At 70.2% G+C, this 18,552-nt stretch carries 11 protein-coding genes and 6 pseudogenes; 5 read left to right on the plus strand and 12 right to left on the minus strand.

All coding sequences use genetic code 11. The annotated features are described in order from the left end of the window. Positions 1-2 precede the first annotated feature (2 nt). The 5 genes and pseudogenes from C1I97_RS12730 to C1I97_RS39855 all read right to left on the minus strand — a co-directional run bounded on the left by C1I97_RS12730 (position 3) and on the right by C1I97_RS39855 (position 3,424). Entirely contained in the window at positions 3-431 is a 429-nt protein-coding gene (locus C1I97_RS12730; protein ID WP_111003339.1) for a hypothetical protein, read from the minus strand. A 170-nt stretch (positions 432-601) separates the two neighbouring features. Next, a complete protein-coding gene (proB, locus tag C1I97_RS12735; RefSeq protein WP_111003329.1) occupies positions 602-1,708 on the minus strand; it encodes a glutamate 5-kinase in 1,107 nt (368 codons plus the stop codon). A gap of 202 nt (positions 1,709-1,910) precedes the next feature. Further along, positions 1,911-2,288, minus strand: coding sequence for a phosphatidylserine/phosphatidylglycerophosphate/cardiolipin synthase family protein (locus C1I97_RS12740; RefSeq protein WP_111003330.1), 378 nt, complete (start codon positions 2,286-2,288; stop codon positions 1,911-1,913). An 88-nt stretch (positions 2,289-2,376) separates the two neighbouring features. Beyond that, positions 2,377-2,631: pseudogene (locus C1I97_RS12745) on the minus strand (transposase); the annotation flags it as partial. Between the two features lie 85 nt (positions 2,632-2,716). After that, positions 2,717-3,424 (minus strand): hypothetical protein, encoded by a 708-nt coding sequence (locus tag C1I97_RS39855; RefSeq protein WP_181446699.1) that lies wholly within the window; start codon positions 3,422-3,424, stop codon positions 2,717-2,719. A 266-nt stretch (positions 3,425-3,690) separates the two neighbouring features. Here C1I97_RS39855 and C1I97_RS41390 point away from each other — a divergent pair. The 4 genes and pseudogenes from C1I97_RS41390 to C1I97_RS42685 form a co-directional block, all read left to right on the plus strand. Next, a pseudogene (locus C1I97_RS41390) lies at positions 3,691-3,965 on the plus strand (hypothetical protein); the annotation flags it as partial. Between the two features lie 655 nt (positions 3,966-4,620). Further along, a complete protein-coding gene (locus C1I97_RS12765) occupies positions 4,621-6,165 on the plus strand; it encodes a CDP-glycerol glycerophosphotransferase family protein (RefSeq protein ID WP_258382539.1) in 1,545 nt (514 codons plus the stop codon). A gap of 3 nt (positions 6,166-6,168) precedes the next feature. Beyond that, complete coding sequence (locus tag C1I97_RS12770; protein WP_111003335.1) at positions 6,169-6,885, plus strand: IspD/TarI family cytidylyltransferase; 717 nt, start codon at positions 6,169-6,171, stop codon at positions 6,883-6,885. Positions 6,886-6,980: 95 nt separating this feature from the next. Next, positions 6,981-7,712 (plus strand): annotated as a pseudogene (locus C1I97_RS42685) (NAD-dependent epimerase/dehydratase family protein); the annotation flags it as partial. 396 nt (positions 7,713-8,108) lie between these two features. Here C1I97_RS42685 and C1I97_RS42690 read toward each other — a convergent pair. Continuing rightward, positions 8,109-8,939, minus strand: coding sequence for an acyltransferase (locus tag C1I97_RS42690; protein WP_111003336.1), 831 nt, complete (start codon positions 8,937-8,939; stop codon positions 8,109-8,111). A 316-nt stretch (positions 8,940-9,255) separates the two neighbouring features. Between C1I97_RS42690 and C1I97_RS12785 the strand changes: the two are divergent. After that, a pseudogene (locus C1I97_RS12785) lies at positions 9,256-10,086 on the plus strand (DDE-type integrase/transposase/recombinase); the annotation flags it as partial. 111 nt (positions 10,087-10,197) lie between these two features. On the opposite strand, the gene obgE reads toward C1I97_RS12785, so the two are convergent. From obgE to C1I97_RS12815, 6 genes and pseudogenes are all read right to left on the minus strand, one after another. Next, the gene (gene obgE, locus C1I97_RS12790; RefSeq protein ID WP_111003337.1) at positions 10,198-11,634 is read right to left on the minus strand and encodes a GTPase ObgE; all 1,437 of its coding nucleotides are present in this window, start codon (positions 11,632-11,634) and stop codon (positions 10,198-10,200) included. 111 nt (positions 11,635-11,745) lie between these two features. Then, a complete protein-coding gene (gene rpmA, locus C1I97_RS12795; RefSeq protein WP_030051735.1) occupies positions 11,746-12,000 on the minus strand; it encodes a 50S ribosomal protein L27 in 255 nt (84 codons plus the stop codon). A 14-nt stretch (positions 12,001-12,014) separates the two neighbouring features. Next, complete coding sequence (gene rplU / locus C1I97_RS12800; protein WP_030653874.1) at positions 12,015-12,335, minus strand: 50S ribosomal protein L21; 321 nt, start codon at positions 12,333-12,335, stop codon at positions 12,015-12,017. A gap of 459 nt (positions 12,336-12,794) precedes the next feature. Continuing rightward, a pseudogene (locus tag C1I97_RS12805) lies at positions 12,795-16,840 on the minus strand (Rne/Rng family ribonuclease). 287 nt (positions 16,841-17,127) lie between these two features. Then, positions 17,128-17,913 carry a TIGR03936 family radical SAM-associated protein gene (locus tag C1I97_RS12810; protein ID WP_111003338.1) on the minus strand — a complete coding sequence of 262 codons (786 nt, stop codon included), beginning with the start codon at positions 17,911-17,913 and terminating at the stop codon, positions 17,128-17,130. Positions 17,914-18,011: 98 nt separating this feature from the next. After that, positions 18,012-18,552, minus strand: a pseudogene (locus tag C1I97_RS12815) (hypothetical protein); the annotation flags it as partial.

Below are 18,552 nucleotides of genomic sequence, written 5' to 3' on the forward strand. Positions count from 1 at the left end.
GGTCAGAAGGGGTGAACGCCCACCGGCGTCGCGGGCCGCGGACCGTGGCCCTCGGCGAGTCGCTGGTGGTAGGTCTCGCGGTCGATGACCTCCAGGCCGACGATCTCCCAGGGCGGCAGCTTGGCGCTGTGCCGGTGCTCGCCCCACAGGCGCAGGGCGACGGCGGCCGCGTCGTGCAGGTCGCGGGCCTCCTCCCAGTAGCGGATCTCGGCGTGGTCGCGCGCGTAGCGGCTGGTCAGCAGGAAGGGATGGTCGTGGGCGAGCTGTTCCAGGCCGCGCCGCACCTCCTGCAGCGGAGCCTCCCCGCCGGAGACGCTGAGGGTGACGTGCCACAGCCTGGGCAGGTCGGGCGCCTCCTCGCAGCCGGCTCCGGCCGCCACGCTCGTCAGACCACCGCGGGACACCGCCGCCCCGGGGCGCACTCGTCTCACGACGGCCTCCTTCACGTCTCTCTCGTCTCGCCGGTTCTCGCTCGTGCTGCTCGTGCTGCTCGTGCCGAATGTGTCCCTGAGACAAAGTGGAGCAGGCCGTGGCGCTCCGTGGGGCGGTTTTGCGGAACGTCCCCGCCGTCGGGGCCCCAGGCGCCGGACGTTTCGGCTCATTACGGCCGCAGAATCACCAGATCGTCCCTGTGTACGACCTCGCGTTCGTACGCCGGTCCCAGTTCGCGGGCCAGTTCGCGGGTCGAACGGCCGATCAGCCGGGGGATCTCCCTGGCGTCGAAGTTGACCAGCCCGCGGGCGACCGCGCACCCGGCCGCGTCGCGCAGCTCGACCGGGTCACCGGCGGTGAACTCGCCCTCCACGGCGGCGATTCCGGCGGGCAGCAGCGACTTGCGGCGCTCCACGACCGCGTGGACGGCGCCGTCGTCGAGGGTGAGCGAGCCCTGGGGGGTCGAGGCGTGCTGCAGCCACAGCAGCCGGTCGGCGGAACGCTTGCCGGTGGGGTGGAAGTAGGTGCCGGTGTCCCCGCCGGACAGGGCGTCGGCCGCGTGGACGGCGCTGGTGAGCACCACGGGGATCCCGGCGGCGGCCGCGATCCGGGCCGCCTCGACCTTGGTGACCATGCCGCCGGTGCCGACGCCTGCCTTGCCGGCGCTGCCGATCTCGACTCCGGCCAGGTCCTCGGGCCCCCGCACCTCGGCTATCCGGGAGGTGCCGGGCCTGCTCGGGTCGCCGTCGTAGAGGCCGTCCACGTCGGACAGCAGCACCAGCAGGTCGGCGTGGACCAGGTGGGCGACGAGGGCGGCGAGCCGGTCGTTGTCGCCGAAGCGGATCTCGTCGGTGGCGACGGTGTCGTTCTCGTTGACGACCGGCAGGGCGCCCATCGCCAGCAGCTTGTCCAGGGTGCGGGAGGCGTTGCGGTGGTGGGCGCGGCGACTGGTGTCGTCGCCGGTCAGCAGGACCTGGCCGACGCGGATGCCATAGCGGGCGAAGGAGGCTGTGTAGCGGGCCACGAGCAGGCCCTGGCCCACGCTGGCCGCGGCCTGCTGGCGGGCGAGGTCGCGGGGACGGCGGCGCAGGCCCAGCGGGGCGAGTCCGGCGGCGATGGCACCGGAGGAGACGAGGACGATCTCCTTCTCCCCCCCGCTGCGCGTCTTGCCGAGAACGTCGACGAGCGCGTCCACGCGGTCGGCGTCCAGGCCCCCCGACGCGGTGGTCAGCGACGAGGAACCCACCTTGACGACGATCCTCCGGGCCTCGTGCACGGCCTGCCTTGCCCCTGCCACCTTGCTGTCTGTCCCCTCGCGTAGGTCGGCCCGCCCTGCCCGAATCTACGCGAAGGGGGCCGTGCGCCGCGCATCGGTCCAAGCTGCGGACAGCAGGGGCCGTGTCCGACTTCCGCGGCCGAGGGTCAGGCGCGCGGGTCAGGTCCTGCGGGGAGCGCCCGGGTGCGGGGCCGGGCCGTCATCAGGGAGCGGTCGCAACGGCGAACATGCTCTCGAAGTTCTGACGGTAGGCCTCGTGCGGCCCCGCCCCTTCCAGCCTGAGCATCGCCTCGTCGTTGTCGCGCAGCGACGACTCGTCCAGATTGTGCGATCCGGTGCCAGATGTCGCGGCGGGCGAGCACGGGGCGGGTGAGCCAGTACAGCAGCCGCAGCAGCCGGCCCGGCTGCCGGGTGACGATGCGACCCGTCTCGCGGCCCGGGCGCCGCCTCCGGTCGGCGACGCCCGCCGCCGGGCCACCGGCACGTGGGCCACGTTCTCCGCGTCCGTGGACACCTCGTAACGGAAGGCGCCGATACGGTCGACGCCCTTGAAGCGGTGGAACGCGGGGCGGGTGGTCACCGGGATGCCGACGAAACCGCCGGGGCCGTGCAGCCAAACCGTTTTTCACCAGGTATCAGGTCTTTTCGGGCAGATCGGCCGGCGAGTCTCAGGGTGCTGGTGGCGCGTGCACGATGATGAAGAGCCGGGTGAAGACCGTGCTCCATGGCCGGCGTTCGGTCAGGTGCAGGGTGAGGTGGCGTGCCGAGCGGACCAGGCGGGCGGGCACCTTGATCAGGTGGTCCCGGATGGTGGCGGTGGCCGCTCCGGCATGGAACGTGCCGGCCAGGGCACCTGTGGCGCGGGCCAGGTGGTGCGCCAGGACTGCCAGGGCGGGCCACGCGGCGTTGACCTGGAAGCGCCCTGAGGGCGCGTGGACGAAGGCGCTGTTCTCGACATCTCGATCATCTGCTGGACGACGGCGTGCCGTTGGCCACGCTCGGCATCATTCAAGGAGAGCGGGAATCGGTGAACGCGGCGTGGCAGCGCCAGGTGTCGAACGGCGTGCCCTGTCCGGCGGGGACGGCCTCAGCGCTCAGGCGTTCGACGCGGCGCCCCATCAGTCGGGCGGTGTCCTGCTGCTGCCTCGGCTTGGACGTGAAGGTGGTGTAGGTGGTCTCGGCTGTCTCGGCATGGAAGATCCGGCGCTGGCCCTCCTCGCCCCAGACCGCCTTGGGGTACTTGGTCGGCGTCCAGGCGTCCTCATCGATGCGGGCGATGACGGCCTTGACGGAAGCGTTCATCCGCACGGTGATGGAGAAGCGCGCCCAGCGCCCGGCAGGAGTTGACGACATCTGCGCCGTAGAAGGTCGAGTCGCGCGCATCACCAGCAGTCTCCTGGCGCCGCAGGCGCGGGCGGTGCGGATGGTCTCGGCGACGAACGCCGCCGCCCCGCACGCGGAGTTCGATGACCCCTTGCGCAGCCTTGTGGCGGCGGTCACCGGGGCGGCCAGGGGTGCGGAGCCGATACCGAACAGCGCGTTCAGGCCCTTGACCTTGCCATATCCGTAACCGGCGTCCTGCTTGGCGTAGCCGTAGGCGCGGCGGATGATGTCATCGATGTCCACGTGGGCGACCTGGTCCGCGCCGGGCAGCAGCGAGGCATGACGGACGAGTTCGGGCAGGAACCGGCGTGCCACAGCGTGCAGTTGCCTCACGTGCCCGTGCGTGAAGGGCCGGACCACCGGCTCCAGGCCGCCGTACGCGATCGGGTTCGGGTCGTCGAACGCGGATCAGACCGCCGCTGCGGCATGGGGAGACTGCATCTCGGAAGTGCCTTGCCGATCGTGCCTGATGCGGTCCTGGAGAAACCCCATCACCACGGGTCGCAAGCCGCTTCTCCGTTCCCCGGGAAACTGCCCGCAGACATCGGGCCGGTGGTTCCGGGCTCAGTGGCCCAGGCCGCGAGAGTCTCGTCATGGACCTGGAGGACTCGGGCATCGAGGCCGTGCTCAGCGGCGTCCGGATGCCGAGAAGGAACTCGATTACGGAGCGTTGGGTGCGGACGTGCCGGCGTGAGCTGTTGGACCGCACGTCGATCTGAACCAGCGCCACTTCTGCCGCTGCTGCGCTCTGCGGGACCTCGAGCGGTTCTACCACTGCCATCGGCCCCATCAGGGCATCGCGAGCGCCCGACCGTTGCACCCCTTGCCCCAGGAGATCACCGATCCAGGGCAGATCACCCACCTCTGCAGGTGACCGGGGGTGGACGAGGTTTCCGTCAAGGGCAGGGCCGGCCGTTCCGCAAGACGCTCGCGGACGACGTCGTCCAGGCGGTCCCACAGCCGTTCCCGACAGAGCGCGAGGCCGAAGGCCAGGCCGGCGGCCTCGCCCGTGCGTGGCGTGATACCCCGGTGATGTTGGCCACGGGCCGCAACCGCCCGTGGCCAGTGCCCGGGCAAAGCCGGCTTACCGCTGGAGCCAGGCCGTCGGCGTACCACCGGGCATGACCGTGCGCCTGGACCTGCGAGCCGGTAAGGAGGGCGGCGGAGATGAGAAAGGCGCGCGATACCCTTGATGGCCCACTCAACTGCCCGCGCTGGGACGGTGGCCCCTGTCACGGCTTATGGCTGCCGTGACTCCGTGCGCTATGCTCCCACGGTCGCCCCACCTGGCGCGGGCAGGCGCCGTTGCCGTCGCGCAGGCCCCACGATTGCGCGGCGGTTTCACGGACGGAAGGATGACGATGGCACGTTGCTCAATAGCAGCGATTTCCTGGGAGCGTGTACACCTCAATCTCACTGCGGTCGTCTCGGGCTTCTCTGGAGATCCTAGTGCTCTCCGTTTCCTGATTGTCGATGGTGAGCGTGAGTTCCCGGTTAACTCTCGGCAAATAGATGACGAGAAGCACTGCTTGCAGATCAACGTCACCAACTTCCAGGACCGGCGCCAGGTGCCCAACGGCACCTGGCGAATCGTCCCGGTCGTCGGCGAGGAGCGGTTGCCGGCCGCCGACTTCGACCTCACGGCCACGGACCGCCTCGACGTTGACTCCCGTACCTTCCTCTACGACCGCAACCGCTCTGCGTACGTGATCGCGTTCGGAATCTCGGACGACGACGAGAGCCCCGAGTTCCTCATGCGGACGTACCAGTTGTTCCGCAGCGGCGGGCCGAGCAAGCCGAACAAGGATGCTCCGAAGAAGCCGCTCGGCCAGCGGATCGGACTGTGGGTGTTCCCGCGCGCCCGGCGCCGCAAGCTCGCCAACCGCATCTACTCGGTCTCGCACCGCCTGTACCGGTCGCGCGGCAACCGGATCCTGTTCGCCTCCGAGATGCGCACCGGCCTCGGCGGCAACCTGGCACGCGTCCATGACCGGATGATCGAACGGGGCCTCGACAAGAAGTACTCGTTCCGCTATTCGTTCCGAATACCCAGCACCGCCAACAAGTGGAGCACGATCCGCCTCATCTACTTGCTGGCGACGTCGGACATCGTGATGATGGACGACTACTTCGGACTTCTCGGGCAGTTGGGCATTTCCCCGGACACCAAGATCATCCAGCTCTGGCACGCCGGAAGCGGGTTCAAGTCGGTCGGCTACAGCCGATTCGGACGATACGGTTCGCCGAAGCTTTCCAACGCCCACCGCAAGTACACCTACGTGATCACCGGCTCCCAGCACCTTGTGCCGGTGTACGCCGAAGCGTTCGGCATCGAGGAATCGGCGGTCGTGCCGACCGGCCTGCCTCGCATCGACACGTTCCTCGACAAGGAACGTTCCAGCAAGGTCACCGAGGACTTCTTCACCGCCAACCCGAAGCTCAAGGGCAAGAAGATCGTGCTGTTCGCGCCGACCTTCCGCGGGAAGAACATCGACGACGCGCACTACGACTACGACCGCATCGACTTCGCGAAGCTCCACGAGGTCTGCGGGGACAAGTACGTCGTGCTCTTCCGGATGCACCACTTTATAACGGATCCCGTGCCGATTCCCGCGGAATACTCGGACCGGCTGCTGGACTTCGCGTCGTTCCCGGACACCAACGACCTGCTGCACGTCACCGACGTCCTCGTCACCGACTACTCGTCCATCATCTACGAGTACACGCTGCTCGACAGGCCGATCCTGTTCTACGCGTACGACAAGGACACCTATTCGGTGATCCGCGGATTCCACCGCGACTACGACTCCGTCGCTCCCGGCACGATCTGCGTCACCTTCGACGAGCTGCTCAAGGCCCTTCAGGACGAGGACTTCGACACCTCCAAGGTCGAGCAGTTCCGGCGGGAGAACTTCGACTTCGTCGACACCAACTCGGCGGACCGGGTGATCGACTGGCTGGTGCTCGGCGACCCCGATGACAGAAAGACGGGCGGCGATCGCCGGTGGCTCGATCTCGTCCCGGACGACACGGCGGTGGGCGACCATCCGCTCAGCGACCAGTCGGAGGCATGAACTGTGAACATTGCGTTGCTTTTCGCCGGCGGCATCGGGACGAGGATGAACTCCCGCGCCCTCCCGAAGCAGTTCCTGGAGATCCACGGCAAGCCGATCATCATCCACACCCTTGAGCACTTCGAGGCGCACCCCGATATCGACGGCATCGCCATCGCGATCCTCCCCGAATACCGCCAGCACCTGATGAAGCTGCTCAAGCGGTACGAGATCGAGAAGGTCAGGTGGGTCGTCGACGGTGGCAAGACCGGTCAGGAATCGCGGCACAACGCTCTCAAGACGGTCGCCGCGGACTGTCCCGAGGACGCCATCGTGCTGATTCACGACGGCGTGCGACCGCTGATCGACGCGAAGCTGATCAGCGCCAACATCGAGACCGTCCGGGAGCACGGCTCCGCCATCACCTGCACCAAGTTCAACGAGACCGTGGTGTCGAGCGAGCACGAGCACATCGACGATGTGATCCCGCGCGACCACATCTACGCCGCGCAGGCTCCGCAGAGCTTCCGGCTCGGCCAGATCCTCTCGCTGTACGACCGGGCGGTTGCCGAGGACGAGCACGACACCATCGACTCGTGCTCCCTCATGCACCGGTACGGTGAGAAGATCTACCGGGTGGTCGGACCCCGCTCGAACATAAAGATCACGACGGCCGAGGATTTCTACCTGTGCCGGACGTTCTTCGAGATCATCGAGAATCAGCAGATCGTAGGTACGTGAGTTCAGTGACCACCGTCTCCAGTCCGGTCGTGGCGCACGACCTCGATGAGATCCTCGACCGTGACCTGCCGTGGAGTGAGCTTTCCGGCTGCACCGTGCTGGTCACCGGCGCCAGCGGCATGTTGCCGTCGTACGTCGTCTACACCCTGCTCGCACTGAATGATCGGCACGGATTGGGCATCTCCGTGCACGGTCTGGTGCGGAACGAGGACAAGGCCAGGCGTCTGCTCGCAGATGTACTCGACCGCCCGGACTTTCACCTCATCGTCCAGGACGTGTCGACTCCGCTCGAGCTGCCCGGCCCCGTCGACTACGTGATCCACGGGGCGAGCGCCGCGCGGCCCGCCTTGCACGGCAGCCAACCGGTCATGACGATCAAGGCGAATCTGCTGGGCACCTTCAACTTGCTCGACCTTTGTGTGGCGAAGGCCAGCTGCGGATTCGTGCTGATGTCCTCAGCGGAGGTCTACGGCGCCCAGCCTCCGGAGACCGAGCTCATCGACGAGCAGAGTTACGGCGGCTTCGACATCCTCAACCCGCGGGCCTGCTATGCCGAAGGCAAGCGCGCCGCGGAGACGATCTGCGCGAGCTACCAGGCACAGTACGGCATCGACTGTCGCGTCGTCAGGTTCGGTCACATCTACGGGCCGGGGATGGCGCTCGACGACGGGCGAGTGCAGGCCGACTTCGCAGCGAACGTGGTGGCCGGCAAGGACATCGTGCTCAACAGCGACGGTTCCGGCGTGCGGACCTACACCTACGTGGCTGACGCCATCGCAGGACTGTTCTATACGCTGCTCCGCGGTGACCAGAAGGCCTACAACGTCGCTGACCCGTCCGGTTTGGTCTCCATCCGGCGTCTGGCGGAGCTGTTCACCGAGGTGCGCCCGGAGCGCGGGCTCCGACTGCGGTTCAGCAACGAGTCCGACGCGCGCTCCTACAGCCTGACCAAGAAGCAGGGCCTGGACAGCGCGCGGCTGGCAGCCCTCGGCTGGCGCCCGGTGGTCGACCTGCCAGTCGGGCTGAACCGCATGGTGACCCATCTGGAGTCGACCGTCGGCGTGCTGTCGCAGCGTATGTACGGGAACTGCCCGGTAGCAGATCACCCCGGCACGGATCTTCGTCCGTGCCGGGGTGATCTGCTACCGAGTCGATGTCATCCGGCGTCCGGAACAGCGTGGACGCGGAGACGGCTGCCGTGGTTGACGGTTGCGTCAGGCTCTTCAGGAGGACAGAAGTTTCCGGGCCAGCCGCCGCACCGGTGCCGGGAGGTATCGGGCCAGCCGCCGTCGCATCTCGGACCGCGGCCGCACCGTCGCCGTCGCCGTCGCCGTCGCCGTCGGATTCCCTGGGATCGCCGCGTCATCGGTGAGGTTCCAGTACTGCGGGGACTTCTCTCCCTTGCGCGGATACCGCTCATTCGGGCGGCGTGGCACGACCTCGGGGCGCTCCCAGGCGATGTCCCGCCGCACCACGCGCGCCGGTGCTCCCACCGCGACGCAGTTGTTCGGAATGGACGAGGTGACGATGCTGCGGAAGCCGATCACCGAGCCGTTGCCGATGGTGACGCCGCCCATCACGACCGCGTGCTTCGCGATCCAGACGTGCTCGCCCACGACGATCGACTGGGACGGGTTCACGCGCTTCTCGGTGCGCACGTCGAAGATCGGGTGGGTATCGTCGCCACGCACCTCGATGTTCTTGGCGAACATCACGTCGTCACCGATCGACACCGACACACCTTCGACGGCGGAGATGAAGGTGCGGCCGGCGCAGCCCACGTTCTCGCCGATCCGGATCCGGGACTCGTGCCCGCAACGCAGCTCGAAGCGGAGCCCTGCACGCTTCTTCGTGGTCGGACCGATCTCGATCTGTCCGTTGTCTCCCGAGAAGGTGACGAGCAGATCCCTGATATCCGCCTTGGGGCTGATGGTGAGTGTGTTGTTCGATCCCTTGAACCGGATATCGATCTTGTCCTCACGGATCTCGCCGTCGTAGACGATCCGATTTCCCTGATCGTCCTTGTAACGCTCGAGCTTGTGCAGTTGCAGCATCGTGTCTGAGGGTGTGCCCTCGACCGGGTCAGGTCGGACCAGCCCCTCGTACCTCCGTTCCAGCCTGCGTGTCCGCGCTCAAGCTACCAGATGACCTTATTGCTGAGCATTTGTCTGGTCGACCCGGTGGCCGGCCACAACATCGGCTGCCGGATCGAAAGCATTTGGCGCCACGCAGCTCAAGTCCAACGTAATCCAGGTGCTCTGTCCACGGAGGTCGGTGACGCGGGTCTCGACTGGCGGATCTTGAAAAGGATGAGGGCCTCCTGACTCGGTGTGGATTGCGACATCTACGCCGCACGACGGAAAGGCCCTTGTGCCCCACCGCAATGCGCCCCTGACCGAGACCGGCCGTCCGCGACTGGCCCGCTGCATCGTCGAGGACGGCCGGACCCTGCGCCGGGCGGCCGAACGCTTCCAGGTCTCGCCGGCCACGGCCCACCGGTGGGCCGACCGCTACCGGCGATACGGTTCGCGCACCTGCTGCACCTGCTGCACCTGCTGCACCTGGTGCCCTCCACCGCGCACCGCGTCCTGACCCGCTACGGCCTGGCCCGCCTCACTCACCTGAACCGGGCCACCGGCCGCGTCATGCGCCGCTACGAACGCGAGAAGCCCGGCGAACCGGTCCACGTCGACATCAAGAAGCTCGGCAGTATTCCCCGACGGCGGCGGGCTCAGGTCCTCGGCCGGCAAGCAGGCCGCAAAACCCGCTCGAACGCCGGCTACGGCTATCTGCACACCGCCGTCGACGACCACTCCCGCCCGGCCTGCAGCAAGATCCTCACCGACGAGAAGAAAGGAGACCGCCACCGCCTTCTGGCAGCGGGCCCAGACCTTCTTCACCCAAGCCGCTGTCACCGTCGAGCGGGTGCTGACCGACAACGGCTCCTGCTACCGCTCATGCGACTGGCGCGACCCGCGACTGCGACCGGGATCGCTCACAAGCGCACCCGGCCCTACCGGCCCCGAAGCAACGGCAAGGCTGAACGCTTCAACCGCACCCTGCTCGACGAACGGGCCTGCGCCCACCCCTACCGCAACGAGCAGCAAACGACGCGACGCCTTCCCCGGCCGGCTGCACACCTACGATCACCACCGCGGACACACCGCGTCGAAGGACCAACCACCCGTCGGCCGCGTCCCTCGTCGCATGTTTCCCGGCCACCAGGCCGAGGGTCCGGATGCCGTTCGGGTGTGGACGGCAACGACATCACCCACACCCACGACCCCCACGACCGTCCGCGGGCACCAGCTCCTAGAAGGACTCGAAGCCGTCGTACTCGTGCTGGGCGTCGTCGCGTTCCGCCTGGCGGTCGCGGCGGCGCTGGGCGGCAGGACGCGGCGCCTCGAATCGGTGGTCCTCGCCGCGGCGACCGAGCATCTCCGCGCCCGCCGTGACCGACGGCTCCCAGTCGAAGACGACCGCGTTGTCCTCGGGCCCGATGGCGACGCCGTCACCGGCCCGGGCGCCGGCCTTCATCAACTCCTGCTCCACACCGAGGCGGTTGAGGCGGTCGGCGAGGTAACCGACGGCTTCGTCGTTGTTGAAGTCGGTCTGCCGCACCCAGCGTTCGGGCTTCTCGCCCCGCACGCGGAAGAGCCCGTCGTCCTCGCGGGTGACGGTGAAGCCCGCGTCGTCGACCGCCTTCGGCCGGATGACGATACGGGTCGCCTCCTCCTTCGGCCGTGCGGCACGCGCCTTGGCGACCAGGTCGGCCAGCGCGTACGACAGCTCCTTGAGCCCGATGTGCGCGACCGCCGACACCTCGAAGACGCGGTAGCCGCGCGCCTCCAGGTCGGGGCGGACCATCTCGGCGAGGTCCTTGCCGTCGGGGACGTCGGTCTTGTTCAGGACGACGATGCGGGGGCGGTTGCCGAGGCCGCCGTACTGCCGCAGCTCCTCCTCGATGACGCCGAGGTCGGAGACCGGGTCCCGGTCGGACTCCAGGGTGGCCGTGTCCAGCACGTGCACGAGCACGCTGCACCGCTCCACATGGCGCAGGAACTCAAGCCCCAGCCCCTTGCCCTGGCTGGCGCCCGGGATGAGACCGGGGACGTCGGCGATGGTGTAGACGGTCGAACCGGCCGTCACCACGCCCAGGTTGGGCACGAGGGTGGTGAAGGGATAGTCCGCGATCTTCGGCTTGGCGGCGGAGAGGACGGAGATGAGGGAGGACTTGCCGGCGCTCGGGTAGCCGACCAGGGCCACGTCGGCGACGGTCTTCAGCTCCAGGACGATGTCCTGCAGGTCCCCCGGCTCCCCCAGCAGCGCGAAGCCGGGCGCCTTGCGCCGGGCGGAGGCCAGCGCCGCGTTGCCGAGGCCGCCCCGGCCGCCCTGGGCGGCGACGTACGAGGTGCCGTGTCCGACGAGGTCGGCGAGGACGTTGCCGGCCTTGTCGAGGACGACGGTGCCGTCGGGCACGGCGAGGACGAGGTCCTGCCCGTCCTTGCCGCTGCGGTTGCCGCCCTCGCCGGGCTTGCCGTTGGTGGCCTTGCGGTGCGGCGAGTGGTGGTACTCCAGCAGCGTGGTGACGGACTGGTCCACGGTGAGGATCACGTCCCCGCCGCGCCCGCCGTTGCCGCCGTCCGGGCCGCCCAGCGGCTTGAACTTCTCACGATGCACGGAGGCACAGCCGTGGCCTCCGTTACCCGCGGCGACGTGGAGTTCGACGCGGTCCACGAAGGTGGTCATGGTGGTGCCTCCAGCACTGCGAAACGTACGGATGTGGTGACTGCGTAACACGCGAAAGGCGGACCCGCCTTCCCGCCGGGGAAGTGAGGTCCGCCTCGCGAAAGCTTCCGGTCAGGCGACCGGAACGATGTTCACGACCTTGCGGCCGCGGCTGGTGCCGAACTCCACCGCACCGGCCTGGAGCGCGAACAGCGTGTCGTCGCCGCCCCGGCCGACGCCGGCGCCCGGGTGGAAGTGGGTGCCGCGCTGGCGGACCAGGATCTCACCCGCGTTGACGACCTGACCGCCGAAGCGCTTCACGCCGAGCCGCTGGGCATTGGAGTCGCGACCGTTCCGGGTGGACGATGCGCCCTTCTTGTGTGCCATGTCTCCTCAGTCCCTTACTTCGCGGCCGCGGGGATCGACGTGACCTTGATCGCCGTGTACTGCTGGCGGTGGCCCTGCCGACGGCGGTAGCCGGTCTTGTTCTTGTAGCGCAGAATGTCGATCTTCTGGCCCTTGTGGTGGTCCACGACCTCGGCCTGGACCTTGATGCCGGCCAGCACCCACGGGTCGCTGGTCACGGAGTCGCCGTCGACGACGAGCAGGGTCGAGAGCTCGACCGTGTCGCCCACCTTGGCAGTGGAAATCTTGTCAACCTCAACGATGTCGCCGACAGCAACCTTGTGCTGGCGACCACCGCTGCGCACGATGGCGTACACGCGGATCTCACTCTCTCGCTCGGGACGGCACCCCCGCAGGCCAGCCACCCGGCACAGCGGGTGACCTCTCCCGGTCACGGCCTGTGTCCGGAAGGATGAGGTTTACGGGGATGGGGCGGGCACAGAGGCCACGCCGACGGTCAAGGTTACGGGGCATGCACCGGCCGGTCAAACCGGGGCGGGAACGGTTCAGCCGCCGAGGTGTGGGTGATCGGCCGGAGACGGGTGCCCGCTCTTCCGGAGAGCACGAGAGCCTTCACGTATTGCGTCTCAATACTGTGAACGGACTGGAAGCAGAATCCCCATACATCTACATCCGTTTTCAGAGTCAATCGTGGCTCACTCCTTGCTCTTTTCGGCCCACCTTTCCTTCACCCAACAAAGTAGCGACGTACAACACGCGAACGCGGGGCGCCGACGGACCGTCGGTCCGTCGGCGCCCCGCGCGGTACGAGCCGGTCAGTCCTCCGCCGAGGCCGAGACGGACGGCGACGACTGCTCGGCCGCCGCGGTCTTCTTCGACGCGGACTTCTTCGCGGCCGTGGCCGTCTTGGCGGTCTTCGCCGCCTTCTTGGCCGTGGCCTTCTTCGCCGTCGCCTTCTTCGCGGCGGTCTTCTTGGCCGCCGTCTTCTTCGTGGCGGCCTTCTTCGCCGTGGCCTTCTTGGCGGCCTTGCGGGCCGTCTTCTTGGCCGGGGCGGCCTCCTCGGCGCCTTCGGCCTCCACCGGCTCGGGAGCCCCGGCGGCTTCGGCTTCAGCCTGCTCGAAGGCCTCGGCGACCGGTTCCGCGGGCTCGGCCGCCGCGCCGTGCGCAAGGCCACCGCGCCGACCGCCCCCGAGGACACGGCCGGCGCGGACACCTTGCGGGTCGCGCGGCGGCGCGTACGGGCCTTGGGAGCGGCTTCTTCGGCAGCCGGGGTCTCGGCCGGGGGCGCCGGGACGACCGCGTCCTCGACGGCCGCCGGCTCGGCCTGCGCCTGTTCGGCCGACTCCTGGAGCACCGGGCGCGCGGCCTCCTCGGCCGCCGTGACGCCCTGAGCCGTGGGAGCCGGGGCGGCACCGTCGGCGTGAGCCTTCGGCGCGCCCGCCGGAGCGGACACCCGCCGGCTCGCGCGGCGCCGCGAACGGCCCCGGCTCGCCGCGGCCTCCGCCTCGGCGACGCTGCTGTACAGCTCCTCGTCCGGGGCGATCCCGGGCGCGGGCAGGGCGACCGGCTCGGCGACCTCGGCGGCGACCTCCGCCTCGGTCTCCGCCTCCTCCTCGGCGGTCCGGGCGGCGGCCTGGGCCGCCACGGCCTCGTGCTCGTGCGGCTGCTCGGCACCGGCGCGGGCGCGCTTGCGGCGCTTGCTCCCGGCGGCGCTCGCCTGGTCCAGGTGGACGATGACGCCGCGGCCGTTGCAGTGGACGCAGGTCTCGGAGAACGACTCCAGCAGGCCCTGGCCGACCCGCTTGCGGGTCATCTGCACCAGGCCCAGCGAGGTCACCTCGGCCACCTGGTGCTTCGTACGGTCGCGGCCCAGGCACTCCAGCAGGCGGCGCAGCACCAGGTCGCGGTTGGACTCCAGCACCATGTCGATGAAGTCGATCACGATGATGCCGCCGAGGTCGCGCAGCCGCAGCTGGCGCACGATCTCCTCGGCCGCCTCCAGGTTGTTCCTGGTGACCGTCTCCTCCAGGTTGCCGCCCTGGCCGGTGAACTTGCCGGTGTTGACGTCGACGACGACCATCGCCTCGGTCCGGTCGATCACCAGCGAACCGCCGCTGGGCAGCCAGACCTTGCGGTCCAGGGCCTTGGCGAGCTGCTCGTCGATCCGGTACGTCGCGAAGACGTCGACCTCGCTCGTCCAGCGCTGCAGGCGCGGGGCGAGGTCCGGGGCGACGTGCGAGACGTACCCGTGAACGGTCTCCCACGCCTCGTCACCGCTGACGACGACCTTGGAGAAGTCCTCGTTGAAGATGTCGCGCACGACCCGGACGGTCATGTCCGGCTCGCCGTACAGCAGCGTCGGCGCGCCGCCGTTCTTGGCCTTCTTCTGGATGCCCTCCCACTGCGCCTGCAGCCGTTCGACGTCCCGGCGCAGCTCGTCCTCGCTCGCGCCCTCGGCGGCGGTGCGCACGATGACGCCCGCGTCCTCGGGGACGATCTTCTTGAGGATGCTCTTCAGCCGGGCCCGCTCGGTGTCGGGCAGCTTGCGGCTGATGCCGGTCATCGAGCCCTCGGGGACGTACACGAGGTAACGGCCCGGGAGGGAGACCTGGCTGGTCAGGCGGGCGCCCTTGTGCCCGATGGGGTCCTTGGTGACCTGCACGAGCACGGACTGCCCGGACTTCAGGGCGGACTCGATACGGCGTGGGCCGTTGGCCATGCCCAGCGCCTCGAAGTTGACCTCGCCCGCGTACAGCACGGCGTTGCGGCCCTTGCCGATGTCGATGAAGGCGGCCTCCATCGACGGCAGCACGTTCTGCACCTTGCCGAGGTAGACGTTGCCGACGTACGAGACCGCCTGCTCCTTGTTGACGTAGTGCTCGACGAGCACGCCGTCCTCCAGGACGCCGATCTGCGTACGGTCGCCGTACTGCCGTACGACCATCACACGCTCGACGGCCTCGCGGCGGGCCAGGAACTCGGCCTCGGTGATGATCGGAACGCGTCGGCGCCCCTGTTCACGGCCTTCCCTGCGGCGCTGCTTCTTGGCCTCCAGCCGGGTCGAGCCCTTGATGGACTGCACCTCGTCGGAGGGCTCGGCGGGCTTGCGCGGTTCGCGGACCTTGACGACGGTGCGCTCGGGGTCGTCGGCGGACGGCTCGGCGTCGGGGGCGGTGTCACCGGCCCGGCGACGGCGGCGACGACGGCGACGGCTGCTGCTGGAGCCGCCGCCCACGTCGGCCGACTGTCCCTCGCCGTCCTCGGCCGACTCCGCGGCGTGAGCCTCCTCGTCGTCCTCCTCGAGCTGCTCGGCGGTGTCCTCGGCGTCCTGCGCGGCCTGCTCGGAAGCGAGTTCGTCGGTCTCCTCCGACTCCTCGTCACCGCCGGTCTCGGCGGACTCGCCCCGGCGGCGGCGCCGGCCACCGCGACGGCGACGGCGACGGGAGCCGGTCTCCTCGCCCTCCTCGTCCTCGACGGCGTCCTCGGCCTCCTCCGCCTCTTCCTCGGCGGACTCGGCGGACTCGATGGACTCGTCGGCGGCCTCGGCCTCCCGGACCTCGGACTCCTCGCCGTAGCCGGAACCCCGGCGACGGCGGCGGCGCCGCGAACCGCCCTGCTCAGCCTGCTCGGCCTGCTCGGCCTGCTCGGCCTGCTCGGCCTGCTCGGCCTGCTCGACCTGGTCGACCTGGTCCTCCGGGTGCTCCTCGCCCGCCGCGGCCTCGACGGCCGCGGCGACGGCCGCCCGCTCCGGGGTCTGGAACCTCGGCTCGGTGAAGACCGGCGGCTGGAACACGGCGACGGCGGGCCGCGCGGGCCGGCGCGTGGCCCCGCCCTCGGCGGCCGGGGTCTCCGCAGCGGCGGGCTGAACGGCGGGCTCGGAGAACCCGGTCGCGGCACGCCGCACGGCCCGACGGCGGGTGCGCCGCGCCCCGGCCTCCTCGGCGGGCGCCTCGGCAGCGGCCTGGGGGGCGGACTCGGCAACAGGTGCGGGCGCCTGCGGCGCGGGCTCTTCGGCGGGGGCGCCGGTCTCGGCTCCGGTCTCACCCGTGGGCGAGGCGGCGGACGCGGACACGCTGCGCGTGGTACGACGGCGCGCACGGCGCGGAGCCGCCTCCTCCACCGCCTCGGCAGCGGACTCACCCTCGGCAGCCGCCTCGGGCTCGGCGCTCACCGCGGCCTCCGGGCTCTCGGCCGCCTCGGCGGACACCGGCGCACCGGCAGACGCCGACGCCCGCCGGGTCGCACGACGCCTCGTACGAGCGGTGGGCTCAGCGGTGACCTGCTGGTCCGCGGCCTCTGTGGCCTCTGTGGCCTCTGTGGCCTCTGCGGTCTCCGTGGTCTGCGCGCTCGCGGCCGGTACGACCGCGGCGGGCGCGGACACGCTGCGCGTGGCACGCCGGCGGGTACGCCGTGGAGCGGCGGCCTCGCCGACCTCGACGGACCCGGCGGGAACCTCGATGGCGGCCTCGCCGGACCCGTCCGGCGCCTCGTCGGCGGCGACCACCGGCACGACGGTCTCGGCGGCGGACTCGCCCTGAGCGGCCTTCGGAGTCCCGGCGGGCACGGAGACCCGGCGGCGCGCACGACGTGCGGGCGCGGGCTCCTCCACGACGGCGGCGGCCACCGCCTCTTCCTCCGCCTCAGCACCGGCAACAGCGGCCTCGGCAGCCTCCTCCGCGACCTTCGCGGACTCGGCCGGCGGCACGGCCGGTGCCGTGATCTCGGCCGGTGTCCCGTCGGCCGCGGCGGCGGGCGGGCCCGCCGGGCGGGACGCGGCACGGCGCCGACGGCGCGGCGGCAGGGTGTCGCTGGGAGTGTTCAGTTCTTCGGAACCCTCGGCGGGTTCGATCGGTTCGAGCATGCGGGCGTATCTCCCGTCAGGCTCCCGGGCGCCGCGCCTGGTCCGGTTGGTCCGGCGCCGATCATGTCGATCGAACACCGTTGACGTCCACGGCCCGCGCGGTGCGCGATGGCCGTCGTCCGGGGCGCGGGCGCCGCACGGGAGCTCTCTGTGTCCTGTCTCGCCGGTTCCGTACGCCTTGTCGTGCACGGCCTGGCGAAAGTCTTCTGGTCGGTGCGCTGCCCGACCCAGGTGGCTCCCGAGTACGAGGGCGGCGCTTCGACGTCCATCCCTGCGCGGAACCGTCCCTACGCCGGCGCCTTCGCGGCGGCAGCGGTGGCGGCCCCCACTGAATCGGCCGGGGCGGCCATGTCTGCCTCGCGGTCGGGCGCGAGTGGGTCGGTCACCGTGCCGGTCTCTTCATCGAACAGCCCCTGCGCCAGCCTGGTCACCGCTGCGGGGACCGGCGGCGCCAGGTCGGCCACGGCGCGGAGACCGGACAGGACGTCGTCGGGTCGTACGGCAGGCGTCACGTGCCGAACAACCAGCCGCAGTATCGCACAGGGCTGGTCACTCGGCCCATCAGCTGCCGAATCATGCGTTTGCACACTCTCCAGGCCCACGACCGCGGACCGGGCGTCGAAGGTGCGCATGCCGTTCTTGGTCAGGCGCTGCACCTCGACGGCCTCGGCGCCGTTGAACGCCGCGACCGCGCGTGCGGCCTCGGCCGGGTCGACACCGTCCAGCCGCAGCTCCCACACGGAAGCGGTCAGCCGGTCGGCGAGTCCCGGCGTACGGGCCTCGACCGCCTCGACGATGTCCAGCCCGGTGGGCAGCGACTCGTCGAGCAGCACGCGCAGGCGCTCCGGATCGCGGGGCGCGGCGAGCGCGATTTCCAGGTACTCCGCCTCACTGCCCGTGCCGGTGGGTGCGGCATTGGCGTAGGACACCTTCGGGTGCGGAGTGAACCCCGCCGAGTACGCCATCGGCACCTCGGCACGGCGCAACGCACGTTCGAAGGCGCGCTGGAAGTCACGGTGGCTGGTGAACCGGAGGCGGCCGCGCTTGGTGTAGCGCAGTCGGATGCGCTGCACCGCGGGTGCAGGCGGCGGGCCTTCGGGCTGTCGCTTGCCCAGTGGAACTTCTCCTCGTGTACGGCGGACGGTCCGTGGCGCGCGGGGCCGGCACCGGATCACTCCCGGGTCGGCGGGGACACGCGCTCGGTCCTTCCGTCTAGAGTACGCGCCCCGGCCGCCACAGGTTCCCGCCGGGCAGGCGGCCGGGGTTCCCCGAAGAGCGCCCTGCGCAGGTCGGCGCGGGTCTGCCGGGCGATGTCACGGGCGGCGGCGAACGCCTCCCGGCCGGCCCGGCCCACACGGCGCGCGGCCCGGGCCGCGGGGCGCAGCACGGTGTCCCGCACGACGTGCCCGACCGGCGTGAGCACCGTGCGGTACACCCAGCGCAGGGGTTGCACGAAGATCCACCGGAAGAGGGCCGCCAGGAACCGTCCGGCGGCGAGCGAGATCCGCCCCGCGACCCGCCAGGCGTGCCCGAAGGCGTCGGCGACCTCCCGCCCGACGACGGCCAGGACGCGCCCGAGGGGCACGAGCACCCACCGCCACAGCGCGAGCGCCGGCAGGACGAACAGCACCCGACCGGTCCAGTACAGGACCGCGCCGACCCCGGCGGCGACCCTCCCCAGCACCCACCACAGTCCCCTGGCGCACCAGGCG

The organism is Streptomyces sp. NTH33 (genome assembly GCF_003236365.1).
In the GTDB taxonomy this organism is placed as follows: domain Bacteria; phylum Actinomycetota; class Actinomycetes; order Streptomycetales; family Streptomycetaceae; genus Streptomyces.

Bases quoted from the DNA above. Each gene is read 5' to 3' on its own strand.
- C1I97_RS42690 (WP_111003336.1), bottom strand. From the start codon at position 8,939: ATGCTGCAACTGCACAAGCTCGAGCGTTACAAGGACGATCAGGGAAAT.
- obgE (WP_111003337.1), bottom strand. From the start codon at position 11,634: ATGACCACCTTCGTGGACCGCGTCGAACTCCACGTCGCCGCGGGTAAC.
- rpmA (WP_030051735.1), bottom strand. From the start codon at position 12,000: ATGGCACACAAGAAGGGCGCATCGTCCACCCGGAACGGTCGCGACTCC.